A 15,696-nucleotide genomic window follows, 5' to 3' on the forward strand; every position below is an offset into this window, starting at 1 on the left:
AAGCCTGAACTACTCGACCAGCCAGCCGCCGGAGGACAACAGCTCGTCCAGGCATTTTCGGATTACGCTCTCCACCGCGGATAGCGCTTCGGGCGGCCGTATCCCGGCGCGTACCAGCGAAAGGGGGAGGGTGAGATTCATTCCACTAACCCGCGCGGCGGAAAGCTGCCCCGTACGCAACTCATCGCGCACGCCGATATAGGGCAGCAGCGAATAGCCCTCGCCGCCCAACAGCAAAGTCTTGAGAACGCGCAGCGAATCGATCTCGCTGCGCACCGAGAGATGGATTGCCTCCCCATGCGGTTGCTGGTTGATGCGCCGCTTCAGCCCCTTGCCCATCGGCGGCAGCAACAGATCGAGATGCCGCAGGCTCTCGGCGTCGATCGGCTCGGGCGCAATGCCACGCTCGTCGACCGATCCGAACGCGTCGGCGGGGCCGATGAGCAGGAGCACTTCGTCCGCCACGTGCTCGGCCTGGAGATAGGAAAGCTCGTCGGAATAATAGGTCAGGGCAGCGTTGAGCGATCCGTCCTCGAGCAGAGTTACGAGATCGCTGGCGAAGCCCAGGCGTAGTCGCAGCTTAACGCCAGGCAAGTCGCAATGCATGGTACGAAAGATCTCGGGGCCAATCAGTTCGCCGATCGAAACCGGCAGGCCGATCGAAACCTCTCCGATCGGGCCGCGCACGGAGCGACGGACTTCCTCGCGCGCCTGGCGAGTCGAGAGAAGGATCGACTCGGCATGCGCCTTGAAGGCGTGGCCGGCGGAGGTCATCGAAACGCCGCGCGAGGTTCGATCGAACAGCTTTGCGCCCAGCTCGTCTTCCAGGCGCAGCAACTGCTGGCTGAGTGAAGGCTGGGCGATGCCCAGTTCGTCCGCCGCCTTGGTGATCGAATGGAAATCGCCGATCTTCAGGAAGGCACGTAATTGTCCCTCATCCATGAATCGCTCTCCTGAGGTTTGAGACAAGTTTTTTCATGCATGCAGGTTTCGCGTGCCGGTCAAAGCAGCGACAGGTAACGCTGCAACAGTTCGTGCCGGCCACCGATGCACAACCGGGCATAGAGGCGCTTGCGATACGTGGCGATCGTCTCTTCGCCGAGCCCAAGATCGATCGATATACCATAGGCTGAAATGCCGTAGAGGATACGCGAACTGACCTGAAGTTCCCGTTCGGATAGGCCCCAATCGCTCTCGCGCAGATTGCCCTCAATCACTGCCACCGATGCGAAATGCGCGATCGCCTTTCCGCGATCCCAATGGAGTGCGGCATGCTTCGCGCAAGCAGCGACGAGCAGGTCGGCATTCTCGGCAAGGCCAGTAAGCTCCCGCGCGTCGAACTGGCCGGCGTCGCGTGAACGCATCACCGACAGCGCATAAAGATCATCGACCGCGCGTCCGCACACCATCACACGATCGACGATATCGAAATGCTCGAGCGCGGAATGGAGCGTGGGATCCGCGACATGATTGAGGTCGTCGTGGAGCATGACTGCGTTGCGCGATCCTCGCGCCGCTTCGTCGGCTGCGTGCAGTTCCACGAATGAGCGAGCCGGCCAGCGTTTCTCGGACTTGTGGTGACGCATCGCGTGCTGCCCGCGGATGCTGGCGCCGCCCAGGAATTTGGGAAGGCCATCGCGAACCCGATAGACGCAATAATGCTCGGTGCCCGACGTCGAATTGAGGAAGCGAAGTGTTTCTTTTTCGAAGGCGTCGGTACCGAGCGCGTTCACGACTGCGGCAAGCGTCTGGTGCCGCGGTGCCTGTTCGACGGTTATTGCGTGCATCGCTATCCTCTCCTGCCGCCTCACTAGCTGAGGCTCGACGGTCAGTATTCTTGGAAGCCAGCCTGCCCGCCGGGTCTGGTCATCACGGTAGCCTCTTGCCAATCCGCTGACGCCGTACCCATTGGATGTCGACCGGCCACCGACATCTGATCCTTGCGAAGATAATGACGCGACAATGCGCGGCCCGCTCGCTTCTTGGTGAGCTGCCTGCCATTGCGATTTCCTATGGCCTGCGATGGTGGTCGGGCGGTTAGGCGGGAGTGCTGCCTAACCGCTTAAATTGAGGCGGTTTCTCAGTCGGCCCCCAAAATCATCGTTCCGCTCGAGCAGAACCAGCCACCCGTGCCGCTGACGCAGGCGAGCTTCGCGTCCTCCACCTGCCGGTCGCCACAGCCACCCCGCAGCTGCCGGGCCGCCTCGACGAGGAGGAAGAGCCCGCGCATGCCCGGATGGCAGGCGGAAAGGCCGCCGCCATCGGTGTTGGTCGGCAGCGCGCCGCCAACGCGCAGGCGCCCGTTCTCAACGAAGGCGCCGCCCTCACCCTTGGCGCAGAAACCGAGATCCTCGAGGGTGATCAGCGCCATATAGGTGAAGGCGTCATAGATTTGCGCCACGTCGATCTCGTCCGGGCGAATGCCGGCGCGTGCGAAGGCGGTCGGCCCGGTCATCGCGGCGGGTGAGGTTGTGAAATCGTCCCACTGGCTCATCGAGACGTGCGAGCCTGCTTCGGCGCTGCCGAGCACCCAGACCGGCTTGACCGCGAGGTCGCGGACTCGGTCTTCAGCGACCATGATGACCGCCGCGCCGCCATCGGAACGGATGCAGCACTGCAGCTTGGTGAAGGGGTCGGCGATCATCGGTCCGTCCAGCACGTCGGCGATATCGATCGGGTCGCGATAGGCCGCGAAGGGCGTGAGGCCGGCATTGTAGCGGGCCGAGACGGCAATCTCCGCCATCTGCTCGAGCGTGGTGCCGTATTCATGCATGTGCCGGCGGGCGGCCATGGCGTATTTCGAGATGAGTGTGTGACCAAACGGTGCCTCGAACTGGCTCGGCCCGCGTGTGCCCCATGCAAGGCTGGCGGTGCGCAGCTTGCGCTTCAGGTCAGTGCGCGCGGTAGAGCCGTAAGCGAGCAGGATGACGTCGGCGCGCCCCTCGGCGATCGCGTCCGCGGCGTGTGCCGCCATCACTTCCCAGGTGGCGCCGCCGACTCCGGTCGAATCGATCCAGCGCGGTTTGAGCCCCATATACTCGGCGACCTCAAGCGGCTGGAGTGCGCCTAACCCTGCCGACGCAAAACCATCGATATCCGAAGGCTTCAGCCCAGCCTCGACCAACGCCGCACGCGAGGCCTGGGCGTGCAACGCAAAGGGTGTTGCCTCGGGCGACCCCGGCAATCCCGACAACCCAACACCTGCAATCGCCACTCGCCTGCCCATGTACGATTCCTTCTTTACGACTGCCTTTCCGATAACGCGTTTTGTGTGGACTGACTGTCACCGTAGCGGGGACTGGTCCGGCACTCGCCGCGCCGGGTAACTCCAATTTCGGTACATGGCAGCCGAAATCTGCCTATTGAATGGGAGTTGCAAATTGGCCGAGGCAGCAACTGATATAGTATTGAGCGATGTTGCGGATGGCGTCATGCGGATTACGCTCAATCGCCCTGACCGAGCCAACGCGATCCCTCCGGAATCGCGTGAGAGACTGGTCGAGCTTTTTGGCGAGGCGGATGGCGATGTCGCGGTTCGCGCCGTGCTGCTCCAATCGACGGGCAAGCATTTCTGCTCGGGCGCCGATGTCAGCCGGATGTCCGGCGCGCTGGCAACGCCGCGGCCGAGTGGCACGACGATGCGCACCATGCTTGGCGGCGCCCAGAAGCTGATCGCGGCGATCCTGGACTGCGGCAAGCCGGTGGTAGCCGCGGTGCAGGGGCCCGCGGCCGGGATGGGCGCGCATCTCGCGCTCGCATGCGATCTGGTGGTCGCGGCTGAAGAAGCCTGGTTCTCGCAGCCGTTCGTGCTGCGCGGTCTCGCGCTTGACGCGGCCGGTGCCTATCTGTTGCCGCGAAGGGTCGGGCTGCAAAAGGCCAAGGAACTTGCCTTTCTCGGCGATCGGCTGACCGCGCAGGACGCGCTGGGTCTTGGCCTGGTCAACCGGGTCTGTGCCGCCGCCGATCTGGAGGCCGAGGCAAATGCGCTGGCCCGCCGGCTTGCCGAGGGCGCGACCACCGCGATCGGTCTTTCCAAGCGGCTGCTCAATGCCTCGCTCGACACTGACCGCGCGAGCGCTTTCCTTGCCGAGGCGATGGCCCAGGAAATCAATGGGAAGACCGACGACGTTCGGGAAGGCGTGGCGGCGTTCGTGGAGAAGCGTCCGGTCAAATTCAGGGGGTATTGATGGCTAGTATTGCGCCGCGCTTCGATCTGCCGACGATCGAAGCCGAGACCCGGCCGTTCTGGGATGCATTGCGCGAAGGCGTGCTGATGTTGGGCCGCTGCGATTCCTGTTCGCGCATCCATTATTATCCGCGCCCGATGTGCCCGCATTGTTGGAGCGAGGGGGTGACGCTCGTGCCCGCCGGAGGACGCGGAACGCTCTATACCTGGTCGACCGTGTTCGTGAATGACCTGCCCCCGTTCAACGCCAAGCTGCCTTATGTCGCGGCGCAGGTCGATCTGGACGAGGGCGTGCGGATCACCACGATCATTACAGGCGCCGAGCCCAACGAGCTGAGCATCGGCATGCCGGTCGAGATCGGGTTCGAGGCAATTTCAGAAGATGTGACGATACCGGTATTCAGTCCGGCAAGGAGTTAGAAGCAGATGGCAGGAATTCTGGACGGCAAGGTCGCGCTAGTCACCGGCGCGGGCCACGGCATCGGGCGCGGACATGCGCTTGAGCTGGCGCGGCAGGGCGCAAAGGTCGTGATCAACGATCTGGGCGGCAATGCGAAAGGCGAAGGCGAGGGGCGCGACGCTGATGTGGTGGTCGATATCATCAAGTCGCGTGGCGGCGAAGCGGTCGCGGACTATGGCAATGTCAGCGACGAGGCTGCGGCCGAATCGATGGTCAAGCGCGGCATTGAGGAATGGGGCCGCCTCGACATCGTCGTCAACAATGCCGGGATCGTCCGTGACAAGGCGATCTGGAACATGTCGGCGGACGATTTCGATCTGGTGATGAACGTCCATCTGCGCGGAACCTGGCTGACCTGCCGGGCGGCGGCACAGCATTGGCGCGCCGTCGCCAAGGCAGGCAGCGGCCGCTATCCGGGCCGGATCATCAACACCACGTCGGGCGCCGGCCTGCTCGGCAATTTCGGCCAGACGAATTATGCCGCCGCCAAGGCAGGGATCGCGGGCCTGACGCTCACGCTTGCAGTCGAGCTCGCCGCAATCGGCGTCACCGCCAACCTCATCTCGCCGGGTGGGCTGACGCGCATTTCCTCGACGCTGGGCATGGGGGCACCCAAGGAACCCGATGATTTCGGCCCGGACGAGTTCGACCCGCTCGATCCGTCGCTCGGCTCGCCCGCAGTCGCCTGGCTCGCCAGTGACGAGGCGCAGATGGTAAGTGGCCAGTGCATCCGCGCGGTTCGCGACCGGCTCTCCGTGCTGAAGGGATGGCATGAGGCCGCAGGCATCACGAGCGGAGGCAAGCGCTGGAAGACCGAGGAGATTGGCAAGATCCTTGCGACGGACTTGTTCGGCACGCGAGCGCCCGGCCTCCGGATGGGAGGCTGAGCGCGATGACGACCTTATTGAGCCGCGAGACACTGCCAGGGCTGGTCGGCAAGACGCTCGGGCCAGGCGACTGGGTCGAAGTGACCCAGGAGCGCATCAACGAGTTTGCAAACGCCAGCGGCGATCACCAGTGGATTCATGTCGATGTCAAGCGCGCCAAGACCGGCCCGTTCGGCACCACGATCGCGCACGGGCTGTTGACGCTCTCGATGATCGCGGCCCTGAACCAGGGCATGTTCAAGTTCGACGGGTTCAAGATGGGCCTGAACTACGGATATGAAAAGGTGCGCTTCCCGAGCACGGTGCCGGTGGGATCGCGGCTTCGCGTCACCGCCAAGATCCTGAGCTTCGAACCCGTAGGGCAGATGTTCCAGACGATCGTCGAATACACCGTCGAGCGCGAAGGGGCGGACAAGCCGGCCTGCGTCGCGCAGATGGTCTTCCGGCACGTACCCTAAGCTTTCCGCGAGACACGTCGAGGCCGCCGATCGCCTAGCGATTGGCAGCCTCGCTACGTTCAGGCTGGTTCGGAAACGGCTTGCCATTCCTCACCCGCAGGGACCACCCGATCGACGGGAAGCGCGTCGTCGGCCGTCCATTCCCCATGATTGGGGGCCAGAGGTGGCAGGCCCTCCCGCTGGTTGCGCAGCGCCCGCAACAGCAACATTCGCGCCTGGACGATCGCCACGTCGCTCGACGACGGATGCTCGCGGGTGCGATCGACGATGGGGCTCATGCTCACCTGGACGACGATGTCCTCCTCGAGCAGATTATCGGTGAAGCCAGTGAAATGGCCCGCCGCCATGGCGGCCCGATCCTGTCCCCAATTGTCCTCGCGTGATCCTTTGAAAGGCGCGAAGTTCCGCGGATCCAGCCGGTCATTGCCGATCAGCGCCTGAACGCGCGGAGACTTGTTGTCGAGAACAAGCGATTCCGAGAAGTAGCCGAAGAACAGCAAATGGTGCGTGTCATCCACCGGCACGCCGATGAAGATTGATCCTTCGTTGCGCCCCGTACCGGGCACGAGGTTGACAAAAGGCGCGACGAACTGCGTGGTTCGCACATAGGTCGAATCGTCTTCCATCGGTCTTACGGCGGAAGCGCTGAGTCCGAACGGGGTTCGCGCGATCTCGTATCGTGGCGCCACCGCCTTGAGTGCTAGTCCGATCGTGGCACCGCCGGAGACGCTGGCCGCAAGCCGCGGCACCCAGCTCTGGTGCAGCGTGCCGACATGCGCGGAATCGAGCGAGCCCTCGACGCCCTGCAGCCAGTTGCAATCGACCTTGGTGACCGTCATCCAGACATGGTCGTCTGGCAGGCTGAAGAAGGGCAGTTTGGGGAGTTCCGCGGCCGGAACCTCGCCGAGCCAGACCCAGACGAGCCCGCTTTGTTCGCGCACGGGATATTGGCGCGTGCGGATCCTCTTCAGGAATGCCCCAGCATCGCCATGGTGCGTTGGGGCCTCGACTACGCGGCCGGAAACATCGACTGCCCAACCATGAAAGATGCATCGCAGCACGCAGCCCTCATTTCGCGCGAGCGCCATGGACACGCCACGGTGCGGGCATGCCTCCTCGATGAAGCCGATGCGCCCATCCGGCGCGCGGAACGCGACATAGTCCACCCCGAGGAGCCGGACGCGGAGGGGCGCCTCGCCCGCGACCAGCTGCGAGGAGATGGCGAAGGGAAACCACGCCCAGCTTCGCAGCAGTTCACCCATCGGCGCGTCTCCTTCGACGCGCGTAAGGGCATCGTTTTGCTCACGACTCAGCATTTCACCGTCTCCCAGCCATGGTCCGTTGCCGACTTTCCTGATCTTACGGTCCACCTTCGGCCTGTCTGTCCCCCTTGGGGGGATTGCCCCAATCGGCCGTCAATCTACGTCTCGGTCGGACGAAGGTACGTGTGAATTGGGCGGTGTTTCTTCCCGACGGATCCGAGCGACCAACTCGGCGGCAGGGTTCCACTCACGTCACGCTAGGCCTGAGGATTGGCAACGCCAACCGCAGTAAGGGGAGAGGACGGAGACATGATCAAGATTTCCAAGATGCGCGCGGCCGCATTGGGTGCTTCCGTAGCACTTGGCGCGATCGCTTGGCCCTCGTTGGCGCTTGCGCAGTCGGAGCCCACTGCCGCGGTTGAGCCGCTGGCCCAGGCAGCACAACCCGCCGAAGCAGCACCCGACGCCCATATTGGGCAGGATGGCGAAATCCTGGTTACGGCCCGCCGCAAGGAGGAAAGCCTTCAGGCCGTCCCAGTCTCGGTCGTTGCGCTTTCGACGGAGACGCTGCGGACGCAGAACGTGCAGTCGCTCGTCGATCTGCCGCGCCTTGCCCCGGGGCTGACGGTCACTCCCACCTCGCTGGGGACCACGCGCCCTGCCTATCAGATCCGCGGCCAGCGCGCGAACGCGACCCGCATCACCGCCGATCCTGCAATCGTCGTCTATTTCGCCGAAGTCGGCACGGCGCGCTCGGCCGGTTCGGCGCAAGCGGTATTCGATCTGCAATCGGTTCAGGTTCTGAAGGGTCCCCAGGGGACCCTGTTCGGCCGCAACACCACCGGCGGCGCGATCCTGCTGACGCCCAACGCGCCATCGAGAGACTTTGAGGGCTACGGCCAGGTTTCGGCAGGCAGTTTCGGCATGCGCGATGTGGAAGGCATGATCAACATCCCGATCAGCGATGTCGTCCAACTCCGCGTTGCCGGGAAGTATCACAAGATGGACGGTTACTTCAGCAACGTTCTCCGGCCCGGCGAGCGTAGCTGGGACGAAGACAACAAGTCCTTGCGCGCAACGCTGCGGATTACGCCGGGTGGGGGCGTGACTTCCGATTTCATCGGTACCTATTTTCACAGCGACGTCGTGGGCTTCCAGCCGAAGCTGATCGGCTTCAACCCCAGCACCTTCCCCGTCGCCGCACTTGCGCCCGCCGTGCAGGCCGAACTCAACGCCAGCAATGCACTGGGCTTCTATGAGTATCGGGAGCTGTTCAAGGCACGCAACAGGGACAAGGTGCTCTCGATCCAGAACAATACCACGATCGATCTCGGCTCTGACCTCGGCCTGCTTGGTTCGGTGCGCCTGAAGAACATTATCGCCTATCGCGATATCGAGAATAATTTCAGCACATTCGCCGACGGTTCCGGCCTGGGCATATTCAACACCTTCGGCAGCTATAACGGCTATCAGTTCAGCGAAGAGTTCCAGTTCCAGGGCGAGAACGGCAATGTCGACTATATCCTCGGAGCCTTTTATTCGACCGAGAAGGGCGACGATTTCACCAACGCCCAGACTTTCAATGCGCTGCCGCTTAACTTCACCGACCTGACCGGCAAGAACGACAGCATCTCGGGGTTCGCGCATGCGAACATCAAGCTGCCGGGGGTCGTCGAGGGCCTGAGCGTGTCGTTTGGCGGGCGCATCACCAAGGATACGCGGACGATCGATTCGCATGTCCGCCAGCAGCGCGCGCTGTCGGCAACCGTCACCCAGCCTTATGTGTGCCTGGCGAGCGGCGCACCCGTGGTGATCGCAAACCTGACCGACCGTTCGCTGTGCTCGTTCAAGACCAATGCGACGTTCACTCAGCCGACCTGGGACGTCAGCCTGAACTATCAGTTCACCCCCGATAACCTCGTCTATATCGCGCATCGGCGCGGATATCGTGCGGGTTCCGCTCGATCCGCAACGTCGCCGGACGTGCGTCCAGAGTTGGTTAACGACATTGAAATCGGCTCGAAGAATCAGTTCCGCTTGGGAGACACGTCGGTCCGCTTCAATCTCGCCGGCTATTACGGTGCGTATAAGGATCTCCAGCGCAACATCACGCTGGTGCTGAACGGCGTCACCGCCGCCCAGGATCGCAACGCCGCCCAAGCGCATGTCTATGGACTCGAGACCGACCTGAGCATCAACATCAACCGGATCGTCACGCTGTCCGCGTCCTATGCGCTCACCAAGTCGCGCTACGACAACTACAGCAACGTGTTCGTCACGCCCGCCGGGCCGGTCACGGTCGACAATTCGAGCGCGCGCTTCTCCTACGCGCCGGAAAACATGTTCACCGGAACAGCCAAGTTCAACGTCCCAATGGCGTCGGAAAGCGGCGAGGCATCGCTTTCGATGACCTATAGTTACCAGAGCAGCTTCCAGACCACGGATTCCAATTCGGCAAATTGCGGCCCCGGTAATATCGAGCTCTGGTGCCTCAACCAGGTCGGCGTCACCGATGGCTACGGGCTGCTCAGCGCACGTGCCGACTGGCACCGGCCGTTCGGTGCGCCGTTCGATGTCGGGGCGTTCGTCACCAATCTCACCAACGAGAAATATTATGCCGGCAAGTTCGCGCTCGTGAACGTGATCGGCCTGCTGAGCGCGTGGCCCGGCCAGCCCCGGATGGGCGGCGTCGAGCTTCGGATGTCTTTCGGTAAGTAGCGGATAGATTCAGACGAATGGTTCCCACAGGAAACGGCACAAACACAGAGAGTTGCCGTTCTTTTCGTGGGACTCATCCGTTGCGTTCTGAGCACTAGGTTCGCATATAGCCAAAAGGGGAAAGGGGCGTTCGACTGAACGCCCCTTTTTCTATTCCGCCAGCTTGCTGGGTCGCGAAGCCTCGGTCGGCACGTCGAAGAGCCAGGCTGCCATCCAACCACCATCCACCGGCAGGGTCTGCCCGGTCACATAGCTGGCAAGGTCCGAGGCAAGGAACAGTACGCCCTTGCCGATCTCGTCGGTGGTACCGCGGCGCTGCAGCGGGATGCGGCGGTGGAAGGGGCTGGAGGGATCGTCTTCCGACGCCTGCTTGGGGAGCCGCTGCGTAATGATCGTGCCCGGGGCCACGGCGTTTACCCGAATGTCGGGGCCCCATTCCACGGCCATCGATCGCACGAGGTTCATGAGCCCGGCCTTTGCTGCCCCATAAGGCGCGTGAAAGGGCGCCGAGGTGAGGCCGCTGACCGAATTGACGGCGATGACCGCGCCCTTGCGTCCCGATGTCAGCATTCGCCGCGCCGCTGCTCGCGCGCTGTAAAGGACCGATTTCAGGTTGAGGTCGAGCTCACGCGACCAATCCGCGTCGGTAACCTCCAGCAATGGCTTCCAACTCGATGCGCCGACGATCGTCACCATGATATCGACGGGGCCCAGCGCGGCTTCGGCCTGCCCGGTGGCGCGCTCGACCTCGCCTTCGTTAGTGATGTCCGCCACGAGTCCGATAGCTTCGACCCCTTGCGCGATGAGCCGTGCCACCGCTTCCTTGGCGCGGGACTCGTTCATGTCGACGATCGCCAGGCGGCAGCCGGCGCGGCCGAGGTACAGCGCGGAGCTTTCGCCCATGCCCTGGCCTCCGCCCCAGATGATCGCCGTCTTGCCGTTGAGGTCAAACATATCGGCGGTTCCAGTCATTTTATTTCGTCCTTCTTGCCGCCGTCCTTTGTTGGGAACGGCAGGGTTATCGCTGCGCGAACTGGCGCTTTAGAAACTGGATGCTCGCCTCGAGGCCCGCCGTTGCTCCGGGCCAGTGGGGCCCGAAGGTGGGGGCCACATGCTGCATATCGGGAACGACGCGGCACTCGACGTCAACACCGGCGGCAGCCAGGCGCGTCGCGAAAGCGAGGCTGTCGTCCAACAGCACCTCGACTCCCCCGGTCAGGAGAAAAGTGTCCGGCAAAGCTTCGAGCGGAGCGAGGAGCGGGGAGGCGAGGGGATCGTCCACGGAGTGCCCCTGGAGGTACATCTGCCGGGCTTCCATCGCCATCGCCTGCGAAAATAGCCGATCGGTTGACGCTGCACGGTCATAACCCTCGGAAACGATACGAAGGTCGAGCCATGGCGAAACCAGGAAAAGTGCATCGGCGGCGGCACCGAGCAGACACAGGCCGACGGCCAGATTGCCGCCCGCCGAATCCCCCCCGATGACGAGCGGTCCATCGGTTTTCACTGATGCGAGCGCGTCCTGCAAAGCTAGCAAGGCTGCGGGGAAGGGATTTTCAGGTGCAAGCGGATAGGCGGGCATGATGACTTCGCAGCCCAGCCGCGCGGCGAGCGTAGCGGCAAAGGGCTGGCTCCGCGCCGGAGACCCCAGCCGGAAGCCGCCGCCATGCATGTGGAAAAGCACGCCCCGCGGATTCGGCGGGGAACAGGAAATCCCAGAGAGCGCGCCCAGTCTGACTTCGCGCGTGGCGATGCTGGCTTCCACCGGATAGCCGCCCGGCAAGGGCATGGTACGCCGTTCGAGCAAAGCTTCCGGCGCGGCGTATCCGGGCCGCGCCGGAGGCAGCGCAAGGGAAGGCGCAGCCGGTGCGCGGCGAGGCTCCTGATCGTTCATTTCTCGCGACATCCCTGCCTCTGCGGCATTAGAAGTTCCGAAGGCCCGAATAGGCGGCGCGATCGCCTTCGCTCAACGCCCGTTGAAGGGGACAAGCGTGGGGTTTGAGGGTAGGGGAGAAGGCGATGAATCACGATCCCCTTGGCGGCAATATCCGGCATACCAGCAGCGACATCCGGCACCCCGGAGAACGGCGGAACATCTCCAAGTCGGCGGTTCGGGCGCTCGACGTGCTCGAGCATTTCGCGGCGGCCCGCCGGCCGCTGCGCGCGACCGACATCGCGAACGCGCTCGATCTGCACCCGTCCAGCGCCGATCAATTGCTCAAGTCGATGGTCGATGCGGCCTATCTGCTCATTGATGCCGAAGGAAAGCTCTATCGCCCTTCGCCGCGGTTGATGCCGTTCGCCAATTGGCTCGCCGAGAATTATTTCGGTGGGGATGCGCTGAGCAAGCTGGTCGCGTCGGTGGCGGCGCGCACTGGCCAGATCGTGACTCTCGCCGCGCCGCAGGGCGGGTGGCTGCAATTGGTGGATGTCGCCATGCCGCCGGCGCTGACCGGGCTGGTGCGCAAGGGCAGTCGGGTCTCTATCACCAGTTCGACCCTCGGGACCGCCTTTCTCGCCGCGCATGATGACCGCGAGATCGAGCGATGGATCGAGCGGACGCCTGAAGCCTGGCGCATCGATGCCGCCTTGCGTGCCGAGATCAGGGCGTCGGTCGATGCCGCGCGCGTCAGCGGATACGCCTGCGGTCTCGGCGACAGCCTGTTTTCGATCGCGATAGCCCTGCCCCGGCCGGCGGCGGGTATCCGACTCGTGCTCGGCCTTGCGGGACAACCGGAGCATGTGGAGCCGCGAACTGCGGAGTTCGGCGCGCAATTGCGCCGTTATGCCGATAGCCTGATGGACGAGGTGGATTCCGTTACCGGCTGAATAGTCAGGCGTCCGCTCAATGTCATGTCTGAGAGGTCGGGCTTCGCCAGCATTTCGTGCCAGACCTGGTAGTGCCACGGCATGTTGACCTGAAGGCGCCCGTCCTTGACGTAATAGTTCCTGTCGGTGGACTGGGTGTCAGTCAGCCAGATCAGCCCGGTGGCTGCCTCGTCCATGCGCTCGTTATAGCCCTCGAACGCTGCGGGGGTCACTTCCACCGCGGCATGGCCCCGCTCGATCGTATCGACGATCAGTTGCGCGACATATTTGGTCCACATCTCGATCTGGGTGGGGATCGTGCCCCCGCCGCCGCTAACGCTCTGCGAATTGGGGCCATAGAGCACGAAGAAATTGGGGAAGCCGTCGATCATCATACCGAGATAGGCGCGGGCGCCGTCTTTGCTCCACCGCTCCTGGAGATGCGCGCCGTCCCGCCCGACATAGTCGGATGGCCAGACATATTTCTCGACGCTGAAGCCGATCGCGGAGACGATCATGTCCACCTTCCGCTCTGCGCCATCGGCGGTAACGATACCGGTGCGCGTCAGGCGTGCGATCGGCGCAGTGACCAACTCGACATCCTGCTTGAGCAGCGAGCGATACCAGCCATTGTCGACGATCAGCCGCCGCGAAAAGGGCGCGTGCTGAGGCACGAGCTGTTCGACCAGATCGGCCCGCCCTTCGACCTGCTGGACGATATACTGCGTCATCGCCTCGCGCAGCGCGTCGTTCGGCTGGTTGATCAGACCGCCCGAGGCCTGCCATTCGGGATCGGGGACGAGGAACTGATAGAGGTTAAGCACAGGCAGGGTGCCGGTATAGCGCGTCCAGTTCCAATAATAGGGCATGTTCTGGCGCAGCCAGCTGTCACCGGAGCTCATCGCTTCGCCATAGCGTTCGCGAGGCGAGATCCATTGCGGGGTGCGCTGGAACACATAGGTCTGCTTCGCGTCGTCCGAGATCCGGCCGAGAAGCTGCACCCCGGTCGAGCCGTTCCCCACCACGGCCACCGCCTTGCCCGAGGCGCTATGGCGCTCGTCCCATTCGGTGCTGTGAACGATTTCGCCTTCGAACTGATCGATGCCCTCGACTGACAGCGCGCGTGGCGTCGAAAACAGGCCCGATGCGCTGATGACATGGTTCGCGGCTACCGAAACCCGCGTCCCGGTTCCATCCACGATATCCAGCCGCCACAGCGAGACGACTTCATCGAAGCGCCCCCCTTTGATCTCATGGTTGAAGCGGATCTTTTCGAAGACTCTGAATTTGCGGGCGATATGCTCGAGATAGGCGCGGACCTCGGCTTGGCGTGCGAAATGCTCGGTCCAGGGATAAAGCTTTTCGAAGCTGAACTCGTACATCGCGCTGGGAGTGTCGACGCGGGCATCGGGATAGGTGTTGATGCTCCACGTCCCGCCGATCTCGGAGCGGCGCTCGTAGATGACATAGGGAATCCCGAGGCGCTCGAGCTGGACTGCCATGCCGAGGCCGCTGAAGCCGGCGCCCACGATCACCACCTGGAAGTCTTCCGGGAGGGGTACCGGCTCGTCGCTCCAATTGGCGCAGCGCGGATAGGCATCGAAAGCCGGGACCGGCTTGCGGATATCGAAATCCTTGTCGCTGATCGGTTCGCCGCCGGCGACCAGTTCCATCATATGGCGGAGATGTTCGTCGCTCGGCACAGTGCGCAGATGGCTCTCGGGCGTGTCGCTTAGAAACGCGACGGCCATGTCGATCAGGGCCTCGCGATGCTCCGCGGCGACCACATAGGTGGTGCCTGCGCCGGCGCGCACCTCGATGCGGTTGACCGGGATCGCTGCATATTCCGGGTCGCCCGTGGCTTGCAGGAGCGCGAGGCGCAATGCGTTGAGATCGGCCTCCTCGACGGCCTTCCGGATGAAATCGCGATCCATTTGTGAAAATCCTAAGTTTATGCAGCGTAATTCCGATGTGTCTGTAGCGACGCATCGGAATTTCGGTCATCATCTTAAGATCGTCAACGCAATGTGCGGCATTGGCGCGAAATACATTGTGGCGAATTATTTTACATATAGACGGATAAAATTCAGGATATTGGTGAAAATTAATCTATTCTATTTCTCATTTTCAGTCAGACTTGGAGAATCGCGCACGAAGCGCTGCGAAGACGCGCGTCTGCTCTTCGCGATCGAACAGGCTGCTGTTCGCGAGCCGTTCTACATTGCGCGCCTGGGTGCGGTCCAGATCGACCGCGAGCTCGATCGCGAGCTTGGCGGCGGCCAGCGCCTCGGGCGGCTGCTTGGCCAGCGAAAGGCAAAATTCCTCGACCAGGCGGTCGAACTCGGCCGCCGGATAGACTTCGTGCACCAGGCCCACAGTGCGCGCCTGCTCCGCGCCGATCGACCGATTAGCCATGATCATGTAGCGTGCCCAATGTCCGCCGATCATCCGCACCAGTCGGCTGGTGCCGCCGGACCCCGGGATCATCCCCATGTTGAGCTCGGGGAGCGCATAATGCGCGGTATCGCTCGCGAGGCGGAAGTCGCACGACAGCGACATTTCCAGCGCAGCGCCGAGGCATGGGCCCTGGTGTGCCACGACGATGGGCTTCTCGATCGCTTCGAATTCGTCGTAGAGCCGATGCCAGGCGCTTTCGCGATAGCGGCGGCGAAATCCTGAAGGGCCTTCGTCCGCCGGTCCGGCGCCGAGCGCGGTCACGTCCATGCCCGACGAGAAATAGCGACCCGTGGAACGGATCAGCAGCACGCGCAAATCCCCATCGTTCGCAAAAGTCTCGAACGCATCCCGCAACGCCGCCAGCATCGGCCGGGTAAAGGCGTTGTACTTGTCCGGGCGATTGAAGGCGAAGGTCAGGACCGCGCCGTTGCGACCCAGCCTGGTATATGCGTCGGTCATC

General features: G+C 63.1%; 14 protein-coding genes. 6 read left to right on the forward strand and 8 right to left on the reverse strand.

Annotation, left to right across the window (positions count from 1 at the left end):
* Window positions 1-9: 9 nt before the first annotated feature.
* The 3 genes from F9288_RS11870 to F9288_RS11880 form a co-directional block, all read right to left on the reverse strand.
* Window positions 10-942 carry a LysR family transcriptional regulator gene (locus F9288_RS11870; RefSeq protein ID WP_174836981.1) on the reverse strand — a complete coding sequence of 311 codons (933 nt, stop codon included), beginning with the start codon at window positions 940-942 and terminating at the stop codon, window positions 10-12.
* A gap of 59 nt (window positions 943-1,001) precedes the next feature.
* Complete coding sequence (locus F9288_RS11875; protein ID WP_174836982.1) at window positions 1,002-1,811, reverse strand: LuxR C-terminal-related transcriptional regulator; 810 nt, start codon at window positions 1,809-1,811, stop codon at window positions 1,002-1,004.
* 269 nt (window positions 1,812-2,080) lie between these two features.
* Window positions 2,081-3,226, reverse strand: coding sequence for an acetyl-CoA acetyltransferase (locus F9288_RS11880; RefSeq protein ID WP_174836983.1), 1,146 nt, complete (start codon window positions 3,224-3,226; stop codon window positions 2,081-2,083).
* Window positions 3,227-3,380: 154 nt separating this feature from the next.
* On the opposite strand from F9288_RS11880, the gene F9288_RS11885 reads away from it, so the two are divergent.
* The 4 genes from F9288_RS11885 to F9288_RS11900 are packed head-to-tail and all read left to right on the forward strand — an operon-like array spanning window position 3,381 to window position 5,991.
* Window positions 3,381-4,187, forward strand: a complete 807-nt coding sequence (locus F9288_RS11885; protein WP_217482506.1) for an enoyl-CoA hydratase/isomerase family protein — start codon at window positions 3,381-3,383, stop codon at window positions 4,185-4,187.
* Complete coding sequence (locus F9288_RS11890; RefSeq protein WP_174836985.1) at window positions 4,187-4,606, forward strand: Zn-ribbon domain-containing OB-fold protein; 420 nt, start codon at window positions 4,187-4,189, stop codon at window positions 4,604-4,606. The genes F9288_RS11885 and F9288_RS11890 overlap by 1 nt, the downstream gene beginning before the upstream one ends.
* A gap of 6 nt (window positions 4,607-4,612) precedes the next feature.
* Window positions 4,613-5,533: an SDR family NAD(P)-dependent oxidoreductase gene (locus F9288_RS11895; RefSeq protein WP_174836986.1), complete on the forward strand. Its 921-nt coding sequence runs from the start codon at window positions 4,613-4,615 to the stop codon at window positions 5,531-5,533.
* A 5-nt stretch (window positions 5,534-5,538) separates the two neighbouring features.
* The gene (locus tag F9288_RS11900; protein WP_174836987.1) at window positions 5,539-5,991 is read left to right on the forward strand and encodes a MaoC family dehydratase; all 453 of its coding nucleotides are present in this window, start codon (window positions 5,539-5,541) and stop codon (window positions 5,989-5,991) included.
* 59 nt (window positions 5,992-6,050) lie between these two features.
* Here the strand turns inward: F9288_RS11900 and F9288_RS11905 are convergent, their stop codons facing one another.
* Complete coding sequence (locus F9288_RS11905; RefSeq protein WP_174836988.1) at window positions 6,051-7,253, reverse strand: Rieske 2Fe-2S domain-containing protein; 1,203 nt, start codon at window positions 7,251-7,253, stop codon at window positions 6,051-6,053.
* 309 nt (window positions 7,254-7,562) lie between these two features.
* Between F9288_RS11905 and F9288_RS11910 the strand changes: the two genes are divergently transcribed.
* The gene (locus F9288_RS11910) at window positions 7,563-9,971 is read left to right on the forward strand and encodes a TonB-dependent receptor (protein ID WP_174836989.1); all 2,409 of its coding nucleotides are present in this window, start codon (window positions 7,563-7,565) and stop codon (window positions 9,969-9,971) included.
* Window positions 9,972-10,121: 150 nt separating this feature from the next.
* On the opposite strand, the gene F9288_RS11915 is transcribed toward F9288_RS11910, so the two are convergent.
* Window positions 10,122-10,943, reverse strand: coding sequence for an SDR family NAD(P)-dependent oxidoreductase (locus F9288_RS11915; RefSeq protein WP_174836990.1), 822 nt, complete (start codon window positions 10,941-10,943; stop codon window positions 10,122-10,124).
* Between the two features lie 46 nt (window positions 10,944-10,989).
* Complete coding sequence (locus F9288_RS11920) at window positions 10,990-11,865, reverse strand: alpha/beta hydrolase (protein ID WP_174836991.1); 876 nt, start codon at window positions 11,863-11,865, stop codon at window positions 10,990-10,992.
* Window positions 11,866-11,990: 125 nt separating this feature from the next.
* On the opposite strand from F9288_RS11920, the gene F9288_RS11925 reads away from it, so the two are divergent.
* The gene (locus tag F9288_RS11925; protein ID WP_174836992.1) at window positions 11,991-12,800 is read left to right on the forward strand and encodes an IclR family transcriptional regulator; all 810 of its coding nucleotides are present in this window, start codon (window positions 11,991-11,993) and stop codon (window positions 12,798-12,800) included.
* Here the strand turns inward: F9288_RS11925 and F9288_RS11930 are convergent.
* Together F9288_RS11930 and F9288_RS11935 are read right to left on the reverse strand one after the other, a co-directional pair.
* On the reverse strand, window positions 12,755-14,713 hold the full coding sequence (locus F9288_RS11930) for an NAD(P)/FAD-dependent oxidoreductase (protein ID WP_174836993.1): 1,959 nt from the start codon (window positions 14,711-14,713) through the stop codon (window positions 12,755-12,757). The genes F9288_RS11925 and F9288_RS11930 overlap by 46 nt on opposite strands.
* 193 nt (window positions 14,714-14,906) lie before the next feature.
* Window positions 14,907-15,695, reverse strand: a complete 789-nt coding sequence (locus F9288_RS11935; protein ID WP_174836994.1) for an enoyl-CoA hydratase/isomerase family protein — start codon at window positions 15,693-15,695, stop codon at window positions 14,907-14,909.
* Window position 15,696: the final 1 nt, after the last annotated feature.

Source organism: Sphingomonas sp. CL5.1, assembly GCF_013344685.1.
Lineage (GTDB): Bacteria > Pseudomonadota > Alphaproteobacteria > Sphingomonadales > Sphingomonadaceae > Sphingomonas.

Coding starts and splice junctions, on each gene's coding strand:
- F9288_RS11905 (WP_174836988.1), bottom strand. CDS start 7,253: ATGGGTGAACTGCTGCGAAGCTGGGCGTGGTTTCCCTTCGCCATCTCC.
- F9288_RS11920 (WP_174836991.1), bottom strand. CDS start 11,865: ATGAACGATCAGGAGCCTCGCCGCGCACCGGCTGCGCCTTCCCTTGCG.
- F9288_RS11925 (WP_174836992.1), top strand. CDS start 11,991: ATGAATCACGATCCCCTTGGCGGCAATATCCGGCATACCAGCAGCGAC.
- F9288_RS11935 (WP_174836994.1), bottom strand. CDS start 15,695: ATGACCGACGCATATACCAGGCTGGGTCGCAACGGCGCGGTCCTGACC.
- F9288_RS11930 (WP_174836993.1), bottom strand. CDS start 14,713: ATGGATCGCGATTTCATCCGGAAGGCCGTCGAGGAGGCCGATCTCAAC.
- F9288_RS11895 (WP_174836986.1), top strand. CDS start 4,613: ATGGCAGGAATTCTGGACGGCAAGGTCGCGCTAGTCACCGGCGCGGGC.
- F9288_RS11870 (WP_174836981.1), bottom strand. CDS start 942: ATGGATGAGGGACAATTACGTGCCTTCCTGAAGATCGGCGATTTCCAT.
- F9288_RS11900 (WP_174836987.1), top strand. CDS start 5,539: ATGACGACCTTATTGAGCCGCGAGACACTGCCAGGGCTGGTCGGCAAG.
- F9288_RS11880 (WP_174836983.1), bottom strand. CDS start 3,226: ATGGGCAGGCGAGTGGCGATTGCAGGTGTTGGGTTGTCGGGATTGCCG.
- F9288_RS11890 (WP_174836985.1), top strand. CDS start 4,187: ATGGCTAGTATTGCGCCGCGCTTCGATCTGCCGACGATCGAAGCCGAG.
- F9288_RS11915 (WP_174836990.1), bottom strand. CDS start 10,943: ATGACTGGAACCGCCGATATGTTTGACCTCAACGGCAAGACGGCGATC.
- F9288_RS11910 (WP_174836989.1), top strand. CDS start 7,563: ATGATCAAGATTTCCAAGATGCGCGCGGCCGCATTGGGTGCTTCCGTA.